The following is a 16,678-nucleotide window of genomic DNA, read 5'->3' on the forward strand; positions in this document are numbered from 1 at the left end:
TTATTAACATATAATCACCTTGTAATAAAACATAAAAATAGGAAAAAATAAGTAATTAATCACACTTTAATGAAATAAAATTAATCTACATCAATGTTCAATAGCAGAAGGCTGAAAATGAAGATATAAGACCTTCCAAATTTTACAGTTTTTAGCAGATTAAGCCTGCTAGAACCAAAAAAGCCGGAGAATTACTCATTCTCGCGGCCTGTAAATGTAAAAAGATTACCCCAGTGATATCGGATCTAAAGAAATAAAGCTTACTTCCCCAGTACAAATACTGCAGGAATTTTGTGAAGCTCCGGCTTTTGCTTCTGCCAGTCTTTTATCGTTTTTGTTTTGATGAATTCATGTTCCGGATCGTTGATATTGGCAGCAATACAAAGCTTTGTATTAGGAGACAAAAACTTACACAAATCTTCAAAAAGCTGGTTATTCCTGTAAGGTGTTTCCATAAAGATCTGTGAATATCCGGTTTTTTGAACAAGGCTCTCAAGGTTCATTATCTGTTTCTTTTTCTCTCCTTTATCAATAGGAAGATAGCCATGGAAGGTAAATTCCTGACCATTGAATCCACTGGAAATTAATGCCAGGATAATAGAAGAAGGCCCTGAAACAGGAATTACTCTGATATTTTTTTCGTGACACCATTTTACCATCAGGTTTCCCGGATCGGCAATACAAGGCAACCCGGCTTCTGAAAGCAAACCAAAGTCCTGCCCTTTCATCATCAGTTCCTGAGCTTCTTTGATGTCTGCATTTTCTGTGTATTTATCCAATAAGAATAATTTCAGATCCGACTGCTTTTTTTCCGGAGCAAAAAATTTCACAACTTTTCGCGCTGTTTTTTCATTTTCTACAAAGAAATAATCAGTCTGCATGATATAATCCTTCAAAACAGGGGAAAAATGGCTGATAGAAGTATTTTCTGATAAATAAGCAGGGAGTAAAAAAAGCATTGTATTATTTTTTTAGTTCTTTCGTTAAGGGAAGTTTGATGGAAATATCTTGTTTTTTCTTATTCTTCTGATAGTTGCTTCTTGATAGCTTCGCATCCTTTATCCAAAAGCTGGAAAACGCTTTCAAAATCTTTCATATCGCCCCAATAAGGGTCCGGAACCTCAGCATTCTTATGATCACCCAATACCTCCAAAAACAAAGACACTTTCTGACGCTCTTCCTCATTTTTAGTTTTAGAAACCACATCTTCAAATACATCAATATCCATACAGTAAATCTTATCAAAATTTTCAAAGTCTTTTCTGGTAACAGGCCTTGATCTTTGCTTCGATATATCAATATGATGATTAGCCGCAGTTTTGACTGCTCTTTTATCAGGATGCTCGCCTTCGTGCATGGAAATGGTTCCGGCAGAATCTACCGTATAATGATCTGGCAGCTTTGTTTTCATAATTCCTTCTGCCAATGGGCTTCTGCATATATTTCCCAGACAAACCATTAATATTTTCATATTCTGTTCTATTTAAAAAGAGTCTTTTTCAGGACAAAACTAAATAAAAAATGAAGAATACAACTATCCTTCATTTTAATTTATTTCAGCCAAACACTATTATTGTTTGATTCTTTCTGTAAGGTCTTTTACGTACTTCTTGATTTCTTTATCAATTTTCGAAACATCTTTGATCGTATCGCAGGCGTACATTACGGTAGAGTGATCTTTTCCTCCCATTTCCTCACCAATTTTTGTAAATGTAGAATTGGTGAACTCTTTGGAGAAGTACATCGCAAGCTGTCTTGGCAATGCAATTTCTCTTTTTCTTGTTTTTGAAAGCAGCTGCTCTTTTTTAATTCCGAAATAATCGCAAACCACTTCCTGAATGTAAGGAATATTGATGACTTTCTTCTGGTTAGCAGCGATTCTGTTAATGGTTTCTTTTAATAATTCAAGACTAAGGTCTCTCTTATATACAGTAGAGTAAGCAATTACCGAGTTGATCACCCCGATAAGTTCTCTTACGTTTGTTTTAGTTTCCACAGCTAGGAAGTCAAGCATATCTCCCGGAAGAACAATTCCGTCTCTGCTTAGCTTATCTTCAATAATCTGTCTTCTTGTGGATAGATCCGGTGATTTGATTTCTGCAGAAAGTCCCCATTTGAAGCGGGAAACAATTCTGTCCTGAATATCCATAATATCAGCAGGCGCTTTATCTGAAGTAAGGATAATCTGTTTTCCGTTCTGATGCAGGTGATCAAAAATATGGAAGAAACTGTCCTGTGTTGCAGATTTTCCGGATAGGAACTGAATATCATCAATAATCAGTACATCTACCATCTGATAAAAATTGGCGAACTCGGTCTGCTTATGCGCTTTGGCCGCAGAGATAAACTGCTGGATAAATTTTTCTGAAGACAGATAAAGAACCACTTTATCAGGAAACTGATTTTTTACTTCAAGACCAACAGCCTGTCCTAAATGGGTTTTTCCCACTCCGTATCCTCCATACAAGAATAGCGGATTGAAAGCTGTGGCACCAGGTCTTTTTGCAATGGATCTGGCAACAGTAGCCGCAAATTTATTGCTTTCTCCTTCTACATAACTATCAAATGAATAGTCGGGCTTCAGGTTTGAATCTATATTTACTTTTCTGATTCCGGGAACTACAAAAGGGTTCACAATATTAGCAGAGAATCCCTGCGGCATTGTCTCCTGCGTTTTTGGAGTAGGAACACTTTGTCCCTTGATGTTCATGGTAACAGGCTTTTCTTCGCCTTTTGGTCTGTTTTCCATTACAGAATACCATAACTTCACTCCTTTTCCAATATTTTTCTTCAGGGCAGCAGAAAGTAAAGACAAGTAATTGTCTTCTATATATTCCTTGTAAAAATCGCTCGGTACGATCAGCGTAAGGTTATTTGCCACCAATGAAAGCGGCTGCACCTTATCGAATAACATATCGAAAGATTTTTCAAGTTTTTTAAGGTCAGAATTGTCTTCAGCAGCGTTCAGGTTATCGCGCATAAACTGAAGGCATTTCTGCCATATCATCATTAAATTGTCATCCATTTTTTCTGCCCCGATTATTCTTTGTTTGTACTGTGTTTAGAAGGAAGACAAAGGTCTAATTTTTTCTTTTCAAAAAAAAATATTGCGGGTATTGATTATTTAAAAATATATTTGTATGTATAATTTAACACCTAAAATGATACACACAACACACTCATTACGAGTACGTTACGCAGAAACAGATCCCATGAAATATGTATACTACGGGAACTACGCGACCTACTTCGAAGTAGCGAGAGTTGAACTCTTCAGAAGCATAGGAATTCCATACGATGAAATTGAAAACCAAGGAATTTGGCTCCCTGTTTCAGACTATAAAATTAAATATATCCGCCCGGCACTGTATGATCAGAAATTAGAAATTCATACGTACCTAAAAAAAATTCCGGGTGTAAGGATTGAATTTGAATATGAAATTTATAATGAAGAGCATATTAAAATAACAGAAGCTTCCACCACTCTTTTCTTTCTGGATGCGAAAACCGGTAAAGTGGTCAGATGTCCGGATTTTCTAATGAAAATGATTGAGAAGAACTGGAAGTAAAGAGAGTTTTGAGTTGGAGGGTTTGAGAGTTCAAGGTTTAAAGTTCTGAATTTAGCGTTATGGACAACAGGAATATAAAAAATCCACAATCCATACTTCGAAGCCGGCAACTAATAATTCACAACCTGCAATCCGAACCCTGTAACAAAACAAGCTCAGCCCCCACTCTATTTATGAATTAATTCGCACCTTTGTACCTTTAATTAATCATCCCTTATCTATTATATTATGAAGATTGCATTTTTGGGACCTCACGCCAGTTTCACCCAGCTTGCCGCTGCACAGCTTTTTCCTGATGAAGAGCTGGTACCGCAAGCCAGTATTCTGGATTGTTTTAATGCTGTTGAAAACGGTGATGCCGTAAAAGCAGTTGTACCTCTGGAAAACTCTATTGAAGGAACCGTTTCTATGACGCTGGATTATTTATATAAAACCCCGTCTATTAAAATTGAAGCAGAGGCAGTAATGCCCATTGCCCATCATCTTATGATTCACCCGGAAAATGCTGTTGAGAACATAGAAAGAATTTACTCTCATCCTCAGGCCCTGGCCCAAAGCTTCCACTTTCTGGACAGCCATTATAAAGAGATCCCCAAACAGGATTTCTCTTCTACAGCAGCAGCCGCAAAATTTGTTGCAGAAAATCCGGAGACTACTCTTGCTGCGGTAGCCAACCAATTTGCCGCCAATTTATATGGATTGAAGATTATTAACCGTAATATTCAGGATTTTGAACAAAATCATACCCGTTTTATCATCATCTCTAAGGAACAGCATACCTATGAGAATGATAAGCTTGAGACTTTAGGAGAAAAAGCAGGAATGCTGATTACACTTCCTGAAGATCATCCCGGCGGACTTCACCAGGTTTTATCTGTTTTTGCATGGAGAAAAATGAATCTCAGCAAAATTGAATCCAGAACCTTAAAGACCGGTCTGGGAAATTATTTCTTCTTTATCAACGTAGAAGGCCCATGGGAAGATGTCCTACACGGAAACGCCCTTAAAGAACTTGAATCTATAAAAGCAAATGTTGATTTTCTTGGAAACTACAAAGAATTTCTGCTGGAGAGCTAGGAAGAATTAACAACAATCATAACAAAAACACCGCCTTAAAGCGGTGTTTTTTCTTTGCCATCAGTAAAAAAAGCATCAAAATTTCAAAAATTTCAGGATAAACTACTCCGGCGACAATAACTTCATTTCACTTTATAATAACCCACTACACAGGGAGAATTATTTTTCGTTAAAACCCTTATAAACAGAGGGTTAATTAAAAAACAGATATAATAACTCGTAATTAAATTATGAAGAAAAATAAATGAAAAAATAAACATATGTTTAAATATATTACATCATATTAATATAAAAATTACAGATATCACAATGGAGGGTATAATTTTTGTCGTATATTTGCTAAGCAACTAATTAAAAATCTTGATCATGAAAACTAAACTTTACAGCTTAATGCTAGCGTGCGCAGCTATACCACTATTCTCACAGGTCGGTATCAATACAGCCACACCAACTGCAACTTTGGATGTTAATGGAACACTGAAAGTTAGAGATGTACCAGCAGCTACTGCACTACCCGGATATCAGGTTTTAGCAGTTAACCAGGGAACTACTCAGGTCTTTTCAATGGATCCGGCGTTACTAACAGGAGCTTCAGCTACCAATACTTCTGTTTATGCTGCAAAAAAGACTTCAGGTTTAAACATTTTGAGTTTGGGAACATTACCGGCAGATTTCCAGCCAGTCAACTTTGTGCAAGCTGATCGAAATATAGGAACCGCTTCTTTATTTACAAATGCTGACGGCTCTTATAACATTCCTTCCACAGGTGTATACGCTGTTGGTTTTGCATTCCGATATGGAACAGGGCTGCAGGCTTCATTATTATCAGGAGCTCCAGGTATTGCAATCGCAAGAACAAGAGCTGCCGTAACAACGCTTATTGATACCCGCCCATTTAGTGGAATCAACCTTGCATTGGCAATTAACCTTACCTTATCAGATTCCAGCATTAACTCACTGTACTCTTTTCAGGCGGGAGACAAGGTATCATTTGGACTTGTTGACACAGGAAATATCAGCGTAACTCTGCTGGGAAGCAGCGTTGCATCCTTTTACATTTACAAAGTATCCAACTAGTAAAACATATTGTTAGTTATCTATACCGTTAACCCATCACTTATACCGTGATGGGTTAATTTTTTCAAATGCCTTATCAAACATTTGTCTATATTTGATAAAAACTAATGAAATGAATGAGTTTGTTGCTGTCATAATCCTTATCATTATCTTTATCATTTTCAACAATCTGAATACTAAAATCAGGAAGCTTGAAAAGGAAATCTCGGATCTTAATTATAAAATAGATAAGAACCAGCCGCAGCCTGACGCAGTTCATAAAAAAGCTTCACCGGAAGAAACCAGTATCGTACAGCCCATATCAACCCACCCGACTGCTCATGATACAGAACAGAACAAAAGAGAAGAAGAAGTTTCAATATCAGAACAAAAAGACTGGCTCACTCCTGTTTTTGATTTTTTAAAACAAAACGTACTGACCATTATCGGTATTTTTACCCTGGTTCTTGGAATTGGCTATTTTGTAAAATATGCTATTGATAAAAACTGGATTGGAGAAACAGCAAGAGCTGCTATCGGCTTTTTTACAGGAGCCGGAATTATCATTACAGGACATTTTCTCCGAAAAAATTATACTGCTTTTTCATCAATCATAACCGGAGGCGGAATTGCAGTCTTGTATTTTACGGCTACCATTGCTTTCCGGGAATATCATCTCTTCACACAGAATACCGCATTTTTTATCACCGCTGTAATTACCGCAGCATCCATCATTCTATCCTATTATTATAAGAGTGAAGTTCTCATTATTTTTTCATTAATCGGAGGTTTTGCGGCTCCTTTGATGATCAGTACAGGACAAAGCAACTATCTGTTCCTTTTTATTTACCTCACTCTTTTAAACATCGGAATGCTGACTGTATCTTTTCTTAAACACTGGAAAAGTGTGGGATGGACAGCTTATTTTTTTACAACAGCTTATCTCTTTTACTGGACGAATGAAAGCCCGCAGCTTTTAAGTATTATATTTTACCTGATCAGCTATGTAATTTTCTACATTTTTGCACTGCATGATTATTTCAGGAAAAAAATGCTCTCAACATCCGATATTGTCATACTTGCTTTAGCTAATTTCTCAAGTATTCTTGGGCTGCTTTATATTTTTGACACATTAGGCTATGAACCCCTTATCCTTTTCCCTCTTATTTTTGCGGCAATCAATTCTCTTTTGCTCTTTAGAGAGAGCTCGCAAAAGAACTTTGGCGTACCTTATTCCGTATTTGCAGGGCTGGTCACCAGTCTTATTACAACGGCTATAGCGATCCAGTTTAAAACCCACCTCATCACAAGTATTTGGGCCATTGAAACTACTCTTCTTCTTTTTGTATGGAAAAAAACGGGTCATTCTATTTTCAAGATCTTCTTTTATATTCTTTTCCCGATGGTTATCATGGCTCAGATTGTAACCTGGACAGAATATATAGGAACAAATGACTTTGCTATTATATTCAATCCACCTTTTATCACCAGTTCATTTACTATAGCTTCCATCATTGGTAATCTTTATTTATTAAGAAATACAAAACAGGAATCTGAAGAAAAAAATGCCGGCTTCTTTGAAGATATCATTACTGTTGTGAGCTACGGAGTTATTTATATTGCTTTCCTCCTGGAAATTACCTATCACATTTCGGATATGTCATGGGAAGCCATTACCAGCATAGGAATCTTATTTACAATTTATTATATCTTCATCTTATTGATTTTCAGAAGACCGCTGAATATAAAAAGCAACATACAGAATGCTCTTATTTATCTGGTTTTTATTCTGGCAGCCCTAAATCTGGCAGCTTCTGTATCTTCACTAGTTCCTGCTATTTTAACAAAAAAACTTCAGGTAAGCTTTTACTTGCTTCACCTGCTCCAGTGGATTCCTTTTATATATGTATATTTCGGGATTGTTCCTTCTTCGGAATTTCATAAACGTCAGATTTCATATTGGATAATGTCCCTAGCCCTTATCATTTGTATCAGTTACGAGCTTCATCATTCTTATGTAGTGATGATTTCTCATGATATTCCCCAATCTTATGACGCAGGCGAGCATTTTAATATTCTTTACCTTCCTGTTATATGGACCATTCTCGCCAGTATTTTTATTTATACAGGTTTGAAAAAAGATATTCAGGAATACAATAAAATTGGCTTTGCACTGGTGGGGCTTATGGTATTAAAACTTTACGGCTATGATGTCTGGCAAATGGATAATATTTCAAGAATAAGCGCCTTCATTGCTCTTGGAATCATTCTGCTATTAAGTTCCTTTGCTTTCCAGCGTCTGAAGAATATCATCAGAAATATGGTCGATAAAAAAGAGAAAACTGATGAAAGCACAGACTGATAATCAGGATAAAAGTTTTTATTTCTAAATAAAATGTAAAACAATTAAAGAATTCATCCACATTTTATAAAAAATAACTATATTTATCACGTTTTTAACAGTTACATATTCTGATTATGAAAAAATTACTCTATTCTTTTTTAATACTGTCTTCTGCCACTTTATCTGCACAGCAAAAAAATCCTGCTGTGAAATTTGCAGTTGCTGACAATGCTATCGGAACAGTAGAATTATTCAATGCGAAAAAGAGTGCTTTGCAGGTTTCTAAAGTATACAATTCTGCAGCAAGTCTTCCTCAAAATTTAAAAAAATACAGTTCTGTTTTTACAAAAGGGGTAACTGAATACAAATTCAAAAACGGAGAAAATATCCTTGATAGAATGGCACTGTCCAATATGAACGCACAGTATAATATCCCTGCAGATAATCCTGTATTCATTGAAGGATACGAATTCACGGATACCAGCACGATGATCTATCCTGAAATCAAGAAAAGAGCCGAGACAAAAGATTACAACGGTAAGAAAACTTTGTTTATCTATACTGCCGAATAATTTAAATAATAAAAGGATGCCGTTTTCAGCATCCTTTTCTATTTTAATATTTGTTATTCCACTTTTTCTTAAGCTCTTCGTAAATTTTCTTTTCCGTAGAGTTATTACCCGGCTCATACAGCTTCACATTTCTGATTTCTTCGGGAAGAAATTCCTGCTCTACAAAATTTCCTTCATAAGAATGGGCATATTTATATTCTTTTCCGTAGTCCAGATCTTTCATCAGTTTTGTGGGAGCATTTCTAAGATGAAGCGGTACCGGAAGATTTCCTGTTTGTTTCACAAGAGCCAAAGCTTCATTGATCGCCATATAAGCAGAATTACTTTTAGGCGAAACCGCAAGATAAACGGCTGTTTCACTTAATATGATCCTTGCTTCCGGGTTTCCGATCACATTAATTGCCTGAAAACAATTATTAGCGACGACCAGAGCGTTGGGATTGGCCAAACCTACATCTTCAGCAGCCAGAATAAGCATTCTCCTTGCAATAAACTTTATATCTTCTCCTCCTGCAATCATTCTTGCCAGCCAATATACCGCACCATTAGGATCTCCGCCACGCATTGACTTGATAAAAGCCGAGATAATATCATAATGCTGCTCCCCGTTTTTATCATAGAGAGCCATTGTCTCCTGAAGAACTTCAAGGACATCCGTATTGATAATTTCTGATGTGCCCGAATTCTTATATTGATTCAAAACCAGTTCTACAGAATTGATCAGCTTTCTGGCATCCCCGCCGGAATACTGAATGAAAGCTTCCTTCTCCAGGATTTTAAAATCGGTTCCTTCATCTTTATTAAACCTTTCGGAAGCAATGTCTATCAATTCTTCCAGTTTTTCATAGCTCAAAGCTTTTAAAATATAAACCTGGCTTCTTGAAAGCAGCGCCGAAACCACCTCAAAGCTTGGATTTTCCGTAGTAGCTCCTATCAAAACAATCCAGCCTTTTTCTACCGCATGCAGCAGTGAATCCTGCTGGGATTTATTGAACCGGTGAATCTCATCAATAAATAAAATGGGAGATTTTCCTGAAAACAGATTCTGTTTCTTGGCATCATCAATTACGTCCCGTACATCTTTCACCCCCGATGAAACCGCAGAAAGTTTATAAAATTTCCTTCCGGACTGTTCAGAAATAATTTCAGCCAGTGTTGTTTTACCTGTTCCCGGAGGTCCCCAGAGAATGAGAGAATTCAGGGTATTGTTTTCGATCATTTTCCGGATCGTTCCTTTATCGCCGGTAAGATGCTCCTGCCCCAATACATCGTTCAGGGTTTTGGGTCTCAGTTTTTCAGCTAATGGAATATTTTGATTCAAAGTAATTCTTTTTTTAAGATCAGTGTTCCGGATTTTTGATCACCGAAACTTCTAACAAATTTAAACTAATTTTCATTTTTTTAGCCTATTTTTGCATTGTTTTGAAACTTACATTCAATAAAATCATTACATTTCCGCTGGTAATTTTGATAAAATTCTACCAGTGGTTCATCTCGCCCTTACTTCCCAAAAACTGCCGTTATGAACCTACCTGCTCTCATTATATGATTGAGTCTCTTCGGGTTCATGGAATTTTTAAGGGACTGTGGCTCGGGTTTAAAAGAATTTCGCGATGCCATCCATGGGGAGGCAGCGGCTATGACCCCGTTCCACCTAAGCATAAATGTCAATAATCAAACTATTAAATCAATAGAAAATGAATACTATTTTTTTCAGAATTTATCTTGTGCTGTTTGCATTCACCACGCAGCTTCTTTTTGCACAGGAATACCCTGGAGGCTTATCTGACGGAACTTTAGATGTTAACGGAAAAAATATTCCGGTAAAAATCTATTCTACCACAGAAATGGGAGATCTGACCGCTTTTCCGGACAGAGAGTCAGATAAAAATCAGTCTTTTGTTGTCATTCTTAACGAATCTAATTTTGAACCTGCCTATTACAATTACGGCGCCTCTACATTGGCAAAGTTCCGGGAATCAAAATACCAGTTTCTGGATAAAAACTTTAAACTTATCGACACTCCTGTTTCTCAGGATAATATTACAACATTCAAGTATGCAGTAAAATCTGTACAGCCCATTACTGATTCTGACAAGGTAGAGCTTAAAACTTCTTTTAAAATTTGGGATCCTTCAAAAGGTATCCATATCGGATCTTTTACCCTTCATTTTTATAGTTTGATGTTTGTCTTTGCTTTTGGTTTTGGTTATGTTTTAATGACGAGAATCTTTAAAATTGACAATATCAACCAAAGATACCTGGAGCCTCTTTTCACATGGACGCTGATCGGGACTATTCTGGGAGCACGATTAGGACATGTTATTTTCTATCAGCCGGAATTATTCAAAGAAGATTTCTGGAGTGTGTTTTTGCCAATCAGTACAAAAAACGGGTTTAAGTTTACAGGATTTTCAGGATTGGCAAGCCATGGAGCTACAATTGCTCTGATTTTTACTACGCTTTATTACTCATTTAAAATCATCAGAAAAAACCCTTTCTGGGTGTATGACAGATTAGGAATTGTAGTCGCTTTAGGAGGTGCTTTTGTAAGAATGGGAAACTTTTTCAATTCTGAAATTGTTGGTAAACCCGCGGATCCGAACTCTCCGTTCGCGCTTCTTTTCCCCCAGCAAAGCAGTGAATACGGTCTTACCGTACCGCGTTATCCAAGCCAGTTATTCGAAGCGGTAGGATATGTTTTATTATTCATCTTATTATGGATTCTGTATAGAAAAACGGATAAAAAATATCAGCAGGGCTGGTTATTCGGACTGTTCTTTATTATTCTTTGGGCCATCAGATTCTTTGTAGAATTCCTGAAAGAACCACAGGGAGATGAATTCATCCAGATAGGAGGACTGAATACGGGACAGGTTCTTTCCATTCCTTTTATGATTGCAGGAGTTGTTATCATGATTGTTTCTAAGAAATTTAAAATCACTCCGGAAGAAAACGAAAAACCGGAATATATAGAAAATAGCAAGAAAACTACGGGAGTTTAGCAAACTCCGGTTTTTTAACTATAAAAAAGGCAAATTTGTACGCGTACAAATTTGCCTTTTTCCTTTAAGTAGATGGTAAAAATATGGGTTCTTTTACAGATTTCTTATGGTTTTTCGGTTCAGTTCTTCAAAGACAGTCCCCAACTCATCAATAACATCACCAGGAAGCATTGATTCTTTTGAGTATTTTTCAGCAGCAAGATCAGCGGCTTTTCCATGCAGCCATACTCCTAAAATACAGGTTTGTTCCTGAGAATATCCCTGAGCCAAAAGTGAGGTGAGAATTCCGGTAAGAATATCACCACTCCCTCCTTTTGCCAATCCTGAATTTCCCGTGATATTATAGAAAACATTTCCTTGCGGTGTGACAACCTGCGTATGATGATCTTTAAGGACAATATAAATATCCCGTTCTTTTGCTTTTTCTCTGGCCAGTTCAAGCCTTTTGAAAGAATTTGATGTACTTCCGAAAAGCCGTTCAAATTCTTTCGGATGGGGAGTAATGATCGATTTTTTAGGTATCCATTTCAAATTTTTTGAATCTTTTGAAATGAGATTTAATGCATCGGCATCCAGAATTAAGGGTTGGGTACAGTTTTTCAGAAAGCCCAGAAGATTTTTTCCGGTTTCCGGATGAGTTCCCAGCCCCGGTCCTATTCCGCAGGTACAATCTTTTTCAATTTCAAAATTAGTGATAAATTCTTCTCCTCCTTTTATAAACATGGCTTCCGGACATGAAGTCTGCAATATTTGATAACCACAATCCGGTGCTAAAGCAAATGTTAAACCCGCTCCTGTTTTCAGAGCCGATTTTGTTGCAAGAACTGCAGCGCCTATTTTACCATAACTTCCTCCTGCAATGGCTGCCTTACCATAGCTTCCCTTATGGGAAAATTCTGCCCGTGGTTTGAAAACAGATTCTATAAGAACATCATCGGTTACAAAATATGCTGTTTCCGTATTTTCCGAATATATTTTACTTAAATCCAGATCCAGCACTTCTACTTTTCCGGTATATTTTCCGGCTTCGGGATGAAGAAAAGCTCTTTTCCAGGATTGAAAAGTAAGCGTATAATCTGCTTTCAGAATAACATTATTTTCTTCCGGCATTTCATCTGCAGACAACCCGGAAGGAACATCAATGGATATCCTGATCGTCTTTTTAGCGTTCAGCTGCTCAACCAGTATTGTATATTCATCTCCAAGCGGTCTGGATAATCCTGTTCCGAAAAGAGCATCAATAATAAGGGTTTTATCATCAAAGTTGTAGTTTTCTGACTGATTAAATTTTCTGACTGAAATTCCTGACATGTCACGAAGTCTTTTCAGATTGACAGAAGCATCTTCTGAAAATTTTCCTTTAGGATCTTCTACAAACACATCTACATCAAAACCTTTCAGATAAAGAATTCTTGCCACCGCCAGACCATCTCCTCCATTATTTCCGTTACCACAAAACACGGCAAGCTTTTTATGGTTTTTACAGTGTTCTGAAATCCAGTGGGCTACTGCCATTGAGGCTCTTTCCATCAGTTGAATGGATGAAACAGGCTCTCGGGAAATGGTAAACTGATCCCAGCTGCGGATCTGTTTGGCGGTAAAAATTTTCATAAGTAAGGTCTAACTTTTAAGCAAATTACAAAAGATTTTTCATTATGATGCCACGTTATTAATAAAAATAAAGAGACTTCATTAATGAGATAAAGGATCTGCAAAAAGTTAAAATATTTATTAAAACAAATTCTAATAATTCGTTATAAAATTCAATATTTTGGGAATAAAAACTATAAAAAGTAGTGTTTTTTACATTTTTAAATTATATTTTTGTGTATATACTAATTAAAAAAATATAAATTATGGGATTTGTAAAAGAATTTAAAGAGTTTGCCTTTAAGGGTAATGTTCTCGATCTGGCTGTCGGTGTGATCATTGGGGCAGCTTTTGGAAAAATTGTTTCGTCTTTAGTGGAAGATGTAATCACACCTCTTGTCCTTAACCCGGCTTTGAAAGCCGCCGGCGCAGAAAATATCGCAAAACTTTCATGGAATGGTGTTGCGTATGGAAATTTCCTTTCTGCCGTAATCAGTTTCCTGTGTATTGCTATGGTTCTTTTCTGGATCATTAAATTTGCCAACAAAGTAAACAAAAAAGAAGCTCCGGCTCCTGCAGGACCTACAGAAGATCAGAAATTACTGATGGAAATCAGAGATTTACTGAAAAGCAAAAATATATAATCTGTAACTTCATTACAGTGTAAAAATAAAAAAGCACCTTATGCAGGTGCTTTTGTCGTATATATCTTTTCAAATTACTGAATCTGTAAGATACTTGAAATCTGCTCTGCCAAGGACAGTCCGATTCTATCCTGCGCTTCAAGGGTAGAGGCTCCTGTGTGAGGGGTAAGCGAGATTTTAGGATGGTTAAGAATTTCCTTAGATGGCGTGGGTTCATTAATGAACACATCCAATCCTGCAAATCTTACTTTACCAGAATCTAAGGCCTGAATTAAAGCTGCTTCATCAATAACTCCTCCTCTGGAACAGTTTACAACAGCTACTCCGTCTTTCATAATGTCAAATTCATTCTTACCAATCATGTATCCGTCTTTCTGCGCCGGAACGTGTAAGGTAATGAAGTCCGAATGTTTTAATACTTCCTGTAGCGGTTCCGTTTCAATATCTACGTTGATGAACTGATTGTTATAAAATTTTACCTTGATGCTTGCTCTTCCTACATTATTATCAGCTGCTACTACGCGCATGCCAAGCCCTAAAGCAATTCTTGCCACTTCCTGACCGATTCTTCCCATTCCTACGATACCGATCGTTTTTCCTCTCAATTCAATACCTGCAGCATACGCCTTTTTAAGTGCTCCAAATTCAGTATCACCTACCAAAGGCATTTTTCTGTTGGAATCCTGAAGAAATCTTACTCCGGAAAACAAATGAGCGAAAACAAGTTCAGCTACGGATTCTGAAGAGGCTGACGGCGTGTTGATGACATGGATTCCCTTTTCTCTTGCATAATCTACATCAATATTATCCATACCAACGCCTCCTCTGCCAATGATGTCGATGGACGGGCATCCGTCAATAATATCTTTTCTTACCTGTGTAGCACTTCTTACCAGCAGGGTGCGGATTTTGTGCTCATTAATATAATCTACCAAAAACTCCTGCGGAACTTTTGTAGTAATTACCTCAAAGCCTTTTTCTGTCAATGCATCTATTCCGGATTGATCCAGGCCGTCGTTTGCTAAAACTTTCATAAAATATCAAGTATATTAAAAAATGAAAGATTTAAAAATTAAAGGAACTCGTTCACATTTAATCTTTAAATCTTTGAATTATATTTTTATTCTCCGTCTTCTTTGAATACCTCAATGGTCACTTGCTTCTCAACCAGATCCGTAAATCTTCCTTTATATCTTGTAGCTCTTACCAGGTGATTGTCTATCCAGTGATAATTTCCTCCTCTTGGTTTTCCGCAAAGCACGCTGTGGTATTTGAAACCATGCTTATCCAGCCAGTCGATAGTGATTTGTTTCAGATTTTCGGTTCTTGAAGTAAAAAAGCAGATCTGATGTCCTTCGTCATACCATTTGTTAATAGTTTCCAGTGCATCAGGATATGGTTCGCAGGTAACCATTCTTTCCGGTTCTTCGTTGGGAACATCATCAGTAATGGTTCCGTCGATATCTATTAAGTAATTTTTTATTCCATCCTTTAGAATAGGACTAATGTGTTCAATGTATTCTAATTCCATTACTAAATATTAAAAAACAAAGTTAGCGTTTTTCCCATTATGAGGCTCTATGAATTTTAGTTTATATTCAAATTTTACTGCAAAACAATTATTTAAAGAATAATATTAATAATTTACAAGCCATTTTATTGCAAATAGTTAAAATTTTTCATCTTCCATTTTCTTTACGATAAGAAAGCGCCTAAGAGAATTGTCAATTTATCTGTAAGCCCTGTGCACTTCTTCCGTCTCATCAGCCTTATTACAAAAAGTATGATGTTTATCTAAAAATTTCCAAAATACATTTATTACTCTTACATTTGTAGGAATGGAAGAATTTGTCGTTTTAGTAAATCCTGAGGATGAAGTTATAGGGCTGATGGAAAAACAGCAGGCTCATGTCAATGGCTTGTTGCACCGCGCTTTTTCTGTATTTCTGTTCAACAGTAAAGGAGAAATGCTTCTTCAGAAAAGGGCTTCAGGAAAATACCATTCTCCCAATCAGTGGACCAATGCTGTGTGCTCGCACCCCAGACAGGGCGAAACTTACAAAGAAGGAGCCATACGCAGACTGAAGGAAGAACTGGGAATTGAAGCGGAACTTTCGGAAAAATTCAATTTTATTTACAAAGCAGATGTTGGCGGCGGCCTGTGGGAACACGAGCTTGACCACGTATTTGTAGGCCATCATGAAGATGATTTCAATTTGAATAAAGATGAAGTGGAAGAAGTACGATTCATTGCTCCTCAAGATCTGGATAAAGAAATCACTGAACATCCTGAAAAATTTACGGAATGGTTCAAAATCATCCTGGAAGAATATAAACACCATTTTTAAAGATGAAAAAAATATTGTTTTTTTCGGCTCTTATCACGGGAAGTCTTTTTTTTGCCCAAAAAGCAAAAGTATATGAAAACCCCAATTACTCTATTAATGTTCCCGAAGGCTGGAAGTCCACGAATGACAGTGAGATTGTGAATATCTTTCCTACCAGTGAAATCGGTGCTATTACCATTTCCGAGTATCATGGCCTGGCACTTCCCAAAGAAGAAATGAAAAAATTTGTTCTGGATCTTTATAAATCTACCGATCCGGAAAGTAAAGTAAAAGAAAGCAGGGGCAAAAGAGGATATACAGAATACTTTTACGAGTATTTTGATGAAAAAGGCAAATTATTCTGGATTACGAAAGCATTCCAAAAAGATAAAGATCTATATCTGGTTACCATCAACTGCGGTCAGAAATTCTGGAACGGAAACTACATGACCCAATTCAATGAGACTTTTAACAGTTTTAAAATAAAGAAATAA

General features: G+C 36.8%; 17 protein-coding genes. 10 read left to right on the plus strand and 7 right to left on the minus strand.

Annotated features, from left to right (window positions below):
- Positions 1-260 precede the first annotated feature (260 nt).
- The 3 genes from BLW74_RS19835 to dnaA all read right to left on the minus strand — a co-directional run bounded on the left by BLW74_RS19835 (position 261) and on the right by dnaA (position 3,025).
- Positions 261-959, minus strand: coding sequence for an SAM-dependent methyltransferase (locus BLW74_RS19835; protein ID WP_089695528.1), 699 nt, complete (start codon positions 957-959; stop codon positions 261-263).
- Positions 960-1,018: 59 nt separating this feature from the next.
- Positions 1,019-1,471 (minus strand): low molecular weight protein-tyrosine-phosphatase, encoded by a 453-nt coding sequence (locus tag BLW74_RS19840; protein WP_089695530.1) that lies wholly within the window; start codon positions 1,469-1,471, stop codon positions 1,019-1,021.
- A 99-nt stretch (positions 1,472-1,570) separates the two neighbouring features.
- On the minus strand, positions 1,571-3,025 hold the full coding sequence (gene dnaA / locus BLW74_RS19845; protein WP_089695534.1) for a chromosomal replication initiator protein DnaA: 1,455 nt from the start codon (positions 3,023-3,025) through the stop codon (positions 1,571-1,573).
- A gap of 136 nt (positions 3,026-3,161) precedes the next feature.
- Between dnaA and BLW74_RS19850 the strand changes: the two genes are divergently transcribed.
- The 5 genes from BLW74_RS19850 (at position 3,162) to BLW74_RS19870 (ending at position 8,618) form a co-directional block, all read left to right on the plus strand.
- Positions 3,162-3,569 carry an acyl-CoA thioesterase gene (locus BLW74_RS19850; RefSeq protein ID WP_089695536.1) on the plus strand — a complete coding sequence of 136 codons (408 nt, stop codon included), beginning with the start codon at positions 3,162-3,164 and terminating at the stop codon, positions 3,567-3,569.
- Between the two features lie 228 nt (positions 3,570-3,797).
- Positions 3,798-4,646 (plus strand): prephenate dehydratase, encoded by an 849-nt coding sequence (gene pheA, locus BLW74_RS19855; protein WP_089695538.1) that lies wholly within the window; start codon positions 3,798-3,800, stop codon positions 4,644-4,646.
- A 366-nt stretch (positions 4,647-5,012) separates the two neighbouring features.
- Positions 5,013-5,723 carry a hypothetical protein gene (locus tag BLW74_RS19860; protein WP_089695539.1) on the plus strand — a complete coding sequence of 237 codons (711 nt, stop codon included), beginning with the start codon at positions 5,013-5,015 and terminating at the stop codon, positions 5,721-5,723.
- A 112-nt stretch (positions 5,724-5,835) separates the two neighbouring features.
- Positions 5,836-8,064 (plus strand): DUF2339 domain-containing protein, encoded by a 2,229-nt coding sequence (locus BLW74_RS19865; RefSeq protein ID WP_089695540.1) that lies wholly within the window; start codon positions 5,836-5,838, stop codon positions 8,062-8,064.
- Between the two features lie 116 nt (positions 8,065-8,180).
- Positions 8,181-8,618: a hypothetical protein gene (locus tag BLW74_RS19870; protein ID WP_089695546.1), complete on the plus strand. Its 438-nt coding sequence runs from the start codon at positions 8,181-8,183 to the stop codon at positions 8,616-8,618.
- 43 nt (positions 8,619-8,661) lie between these two features.
- Here the strand turns inward: BLW74_RS19870 and BLW74_RS19875 are convergent, their stop codons facing one another.
- Positions 8,662-9,939 (minus strand): replication-associated recombination protein A, encoded by a 1,278-nt coding sequence (locus tag BLW74_RS19875; RefSeq protein WP_089695549.1) that lies wholly within the window; start codon positions 9,937-9,939, stop codon positions 8,662-8,664.
- Between the two features lie 101 nt (positions 9,940-10,040).
- Here BLW74_RS19875 and yidD point away from each other — a divergent pair, with 101 nt between their 5' ends.
- Both yidD and lgt read left to right on the plus strand, forming a co-directional pair.
- On the plus strand, positions 10,041-10,292 hold the full coding sequence (gene yidD / locus BLW74_RS19880) for a membrane protein insertion efficiency factor YidD (protein WP_185116373.1): 252 nt from the start codon (positions 10,041-10,043) through the stop codon (positions 10,290-10,292).
- 449 nt (positions 10,293-10,741) lie between these two features.
- Positions 10,742-11,623, plus strand: coding sequence for a prolipoprotein diacylglyceryl transferase (lgt, locus tag BLW74_RS19885; protein ID WP_089696173.1), 882 nt, complete (start codon positions 10,742-10,744; stop codon positions 11,621-11,623).
- 93 nt (positions 11,624-11,716) lie between these two features.
- Here lgt and BLW74_RS19890 read toward each other — a convergent pair whose 3' ends face one another.
- Positions 11,717-13,234 (minus strand): NAD(P)H-hydrate dehydratase, encoded by a 1,518-nt coding sequence (locus tag BLW74_RS19890; RefSeq protein WP_089695552.1) that lies wholly within the window; start codon positions 13,232-13,234, stop codon positions 11,717-11,719.
- Between the two features lie 245 nt (positions 13,235-13,479).
- On the opposite strand from BLW74_RS19890, the gene mscL reads away from it, so the two are divergent.
- The gene (mscL, locus tag BLW74_RS19895) at positions 13,480-13,857 is read left to right on the plus strand and encodes a large conductance mechanosensitive channel protein MscL (RefSeq protein ID WP_089695554.1); all 378 of its coding nucleotides are present in this window, start codon (positions 13,480-13,482) and stop codon (positions 13,855-13,857) included.
- A 74-nt stretch (positions 13,858-13,931) separates the two neighbouring features.
- Here mscL and BLW74_RS19900 read toward each other — a convergent pair whose 3' ends face one another.
- A complete protein-coding gene (locus BLW74_RS19900; protein ID WP_089695557.1) occupies positions 13,932-14,891 on the minus strand; it encodes a D-2-hydroxyacid dehydrogenase in 960 nt (319 codons plus the stop codon).
- A gap of 86 nt (positions 14,892-14,977) precedes the next feature.
- On the minus strand, positions 14,978-15,388 hold the full coding sequence (locus tag BLW74_RS19905) for an LNS2 domain-containing protein (protein WP_089695560.1): 411 nt from the start codon (positions 15,386-15,388) through the stop codon (positions 14,978-14,980).
- 307 nt (positions 15,389-15,695) lie between these two features.
- Here BLW74_RS19905 and idi point away from each other — a divergent pair, with 307 nt between their 5' ends.
- On the plus strand, positions 15,696-16,205 hold the full coding sequence (gene idi, locus BLW74_RS19910) for an isopentenyl-diphosphate Delta-isomerase (RefSeq protein ID WP_089695565.1): 510 nt from the start codon (positions 15,696-15,698) through the stop codon (positions 16,203-16,205).
- Positions 16,206-16,207: 2 nt separating this feature from the next.
- Complete coding sequence (locus tag BLW74_RS19915; protein WP_089695568.1) at positions 16,208-16,678, plus strand: hypothetical protein; 471 nt, start codon at positions 16,208-16,210, stop codon at positions 16,676-16,678.

The organism is Chryseobacterium culicis (assembly GCF_900108365.1).
In the GTDB taxonomy this organism is placed as follows: Bacteria; Bacteroidota; Bacteroidia; order Flavobacteriales; family Weeksellaceae; genus Chryseobacterium; species Chryseobacterium culicis.

Excerpts from the sequence above, each read along its gene's own strand:
- mscL (WP_089695554.1), top strand. The coding sequence starts at position 13,480 with ATGGGATTTGTAAAAGAATTTAAAGAGTTTGCCTTTAAGGGTAATGTT.
- dnaA (WP_089695534.1), bottom strand. The coding sequence starts at position 3,025 with ATGGATGACAATTTAATGATGATATGGCAGAAATGCCTTCAGTTTATG.
- BLW74_RS19860 (WP_089695539.1), top strand. The coding sequence starts at position 5,013 with ATGAAAACTAAACTTTACAGCTTAATGCTAGCGTGCGCAGCTATACCA.
- BLW74_RS19890 (WP_089695552.1), bottom strand. The coding sequence starts at position 13,234 with ATGAAAATTTTTACCGCCAAACAGATCCGCAGCTGGGATCAGTTTACC.
- BLW74_RS19835 (WP_089695528.1), bottom strand. The coding sequence starts at position 959 with ATGCTTTTTTTACTCCCTGCTTATTTATCAGAAAATACTTCTATCAGC.
- BLW74_RS19870 (WP_089695546.1), top strand. The coding sequence starts at position 8,181 with ATGAAAAAATTACTCTATTCTTTTTTAATACTGTCTTCTGCCACTTTA.
- BLW74_RS19905 (WP_089695560.1), bottom strand. The coding sequence starts at position 15,388 with ATGGAATTAGAATACATTGAACACATTAGTCCTATTCTAAAGGATGGA.
- idi (WP_089695565.1), top strand. The coding sequence starts at position 15,696 with ATGGAAGAATTTGTCGTTTTAGTAAATCCTGAGGATGAAGTTATAGGG.
- BLW74_RS19865 (WP_089695540.1), top strand. The coding sequence starts at position 5,836 with ATGAATGAGTTTGTTGCTGTCATAATCCTTATCATTATCTTTATCATT.
- BLW74_RS19915 (WP_089695568.1), top strand. The coding sequence starts at position 16,208 with ATGAAAAAAATATTGTTTTTTTCGGCTCTTATCACGGGAAGTCTTTTT.
- BLW74_RS19850 (WP_089695536.1), top strand. The coding sequence starts at position 3,162 with ATGATACACACAACACACTCATTACGAGTACGTTACGCAGAAACAGAT.
- pheA (WP_089695538.1), top strand. The coding sequence starts at position 3,798 with ATGAAGATTGCATTTTTGGGACCTCACGCCAGTTTCACCCAGCTTGCC.
- BLW74_RS19840 (WP_089695530.1), bottom strand. The coding sequence starts at position 1,471 with ATGAAAATATTAATGGTTTGTCTGGGAAATATATGCAGAAGCCCATTG.
- BLW74_RS19900 (WP_089695557.1), bottom strand. The coding sequence starts at position 14,891 with ATGAAAGTTTTAGCAAACGACGGCCTGGATCAATCCGGAATAGATGCA.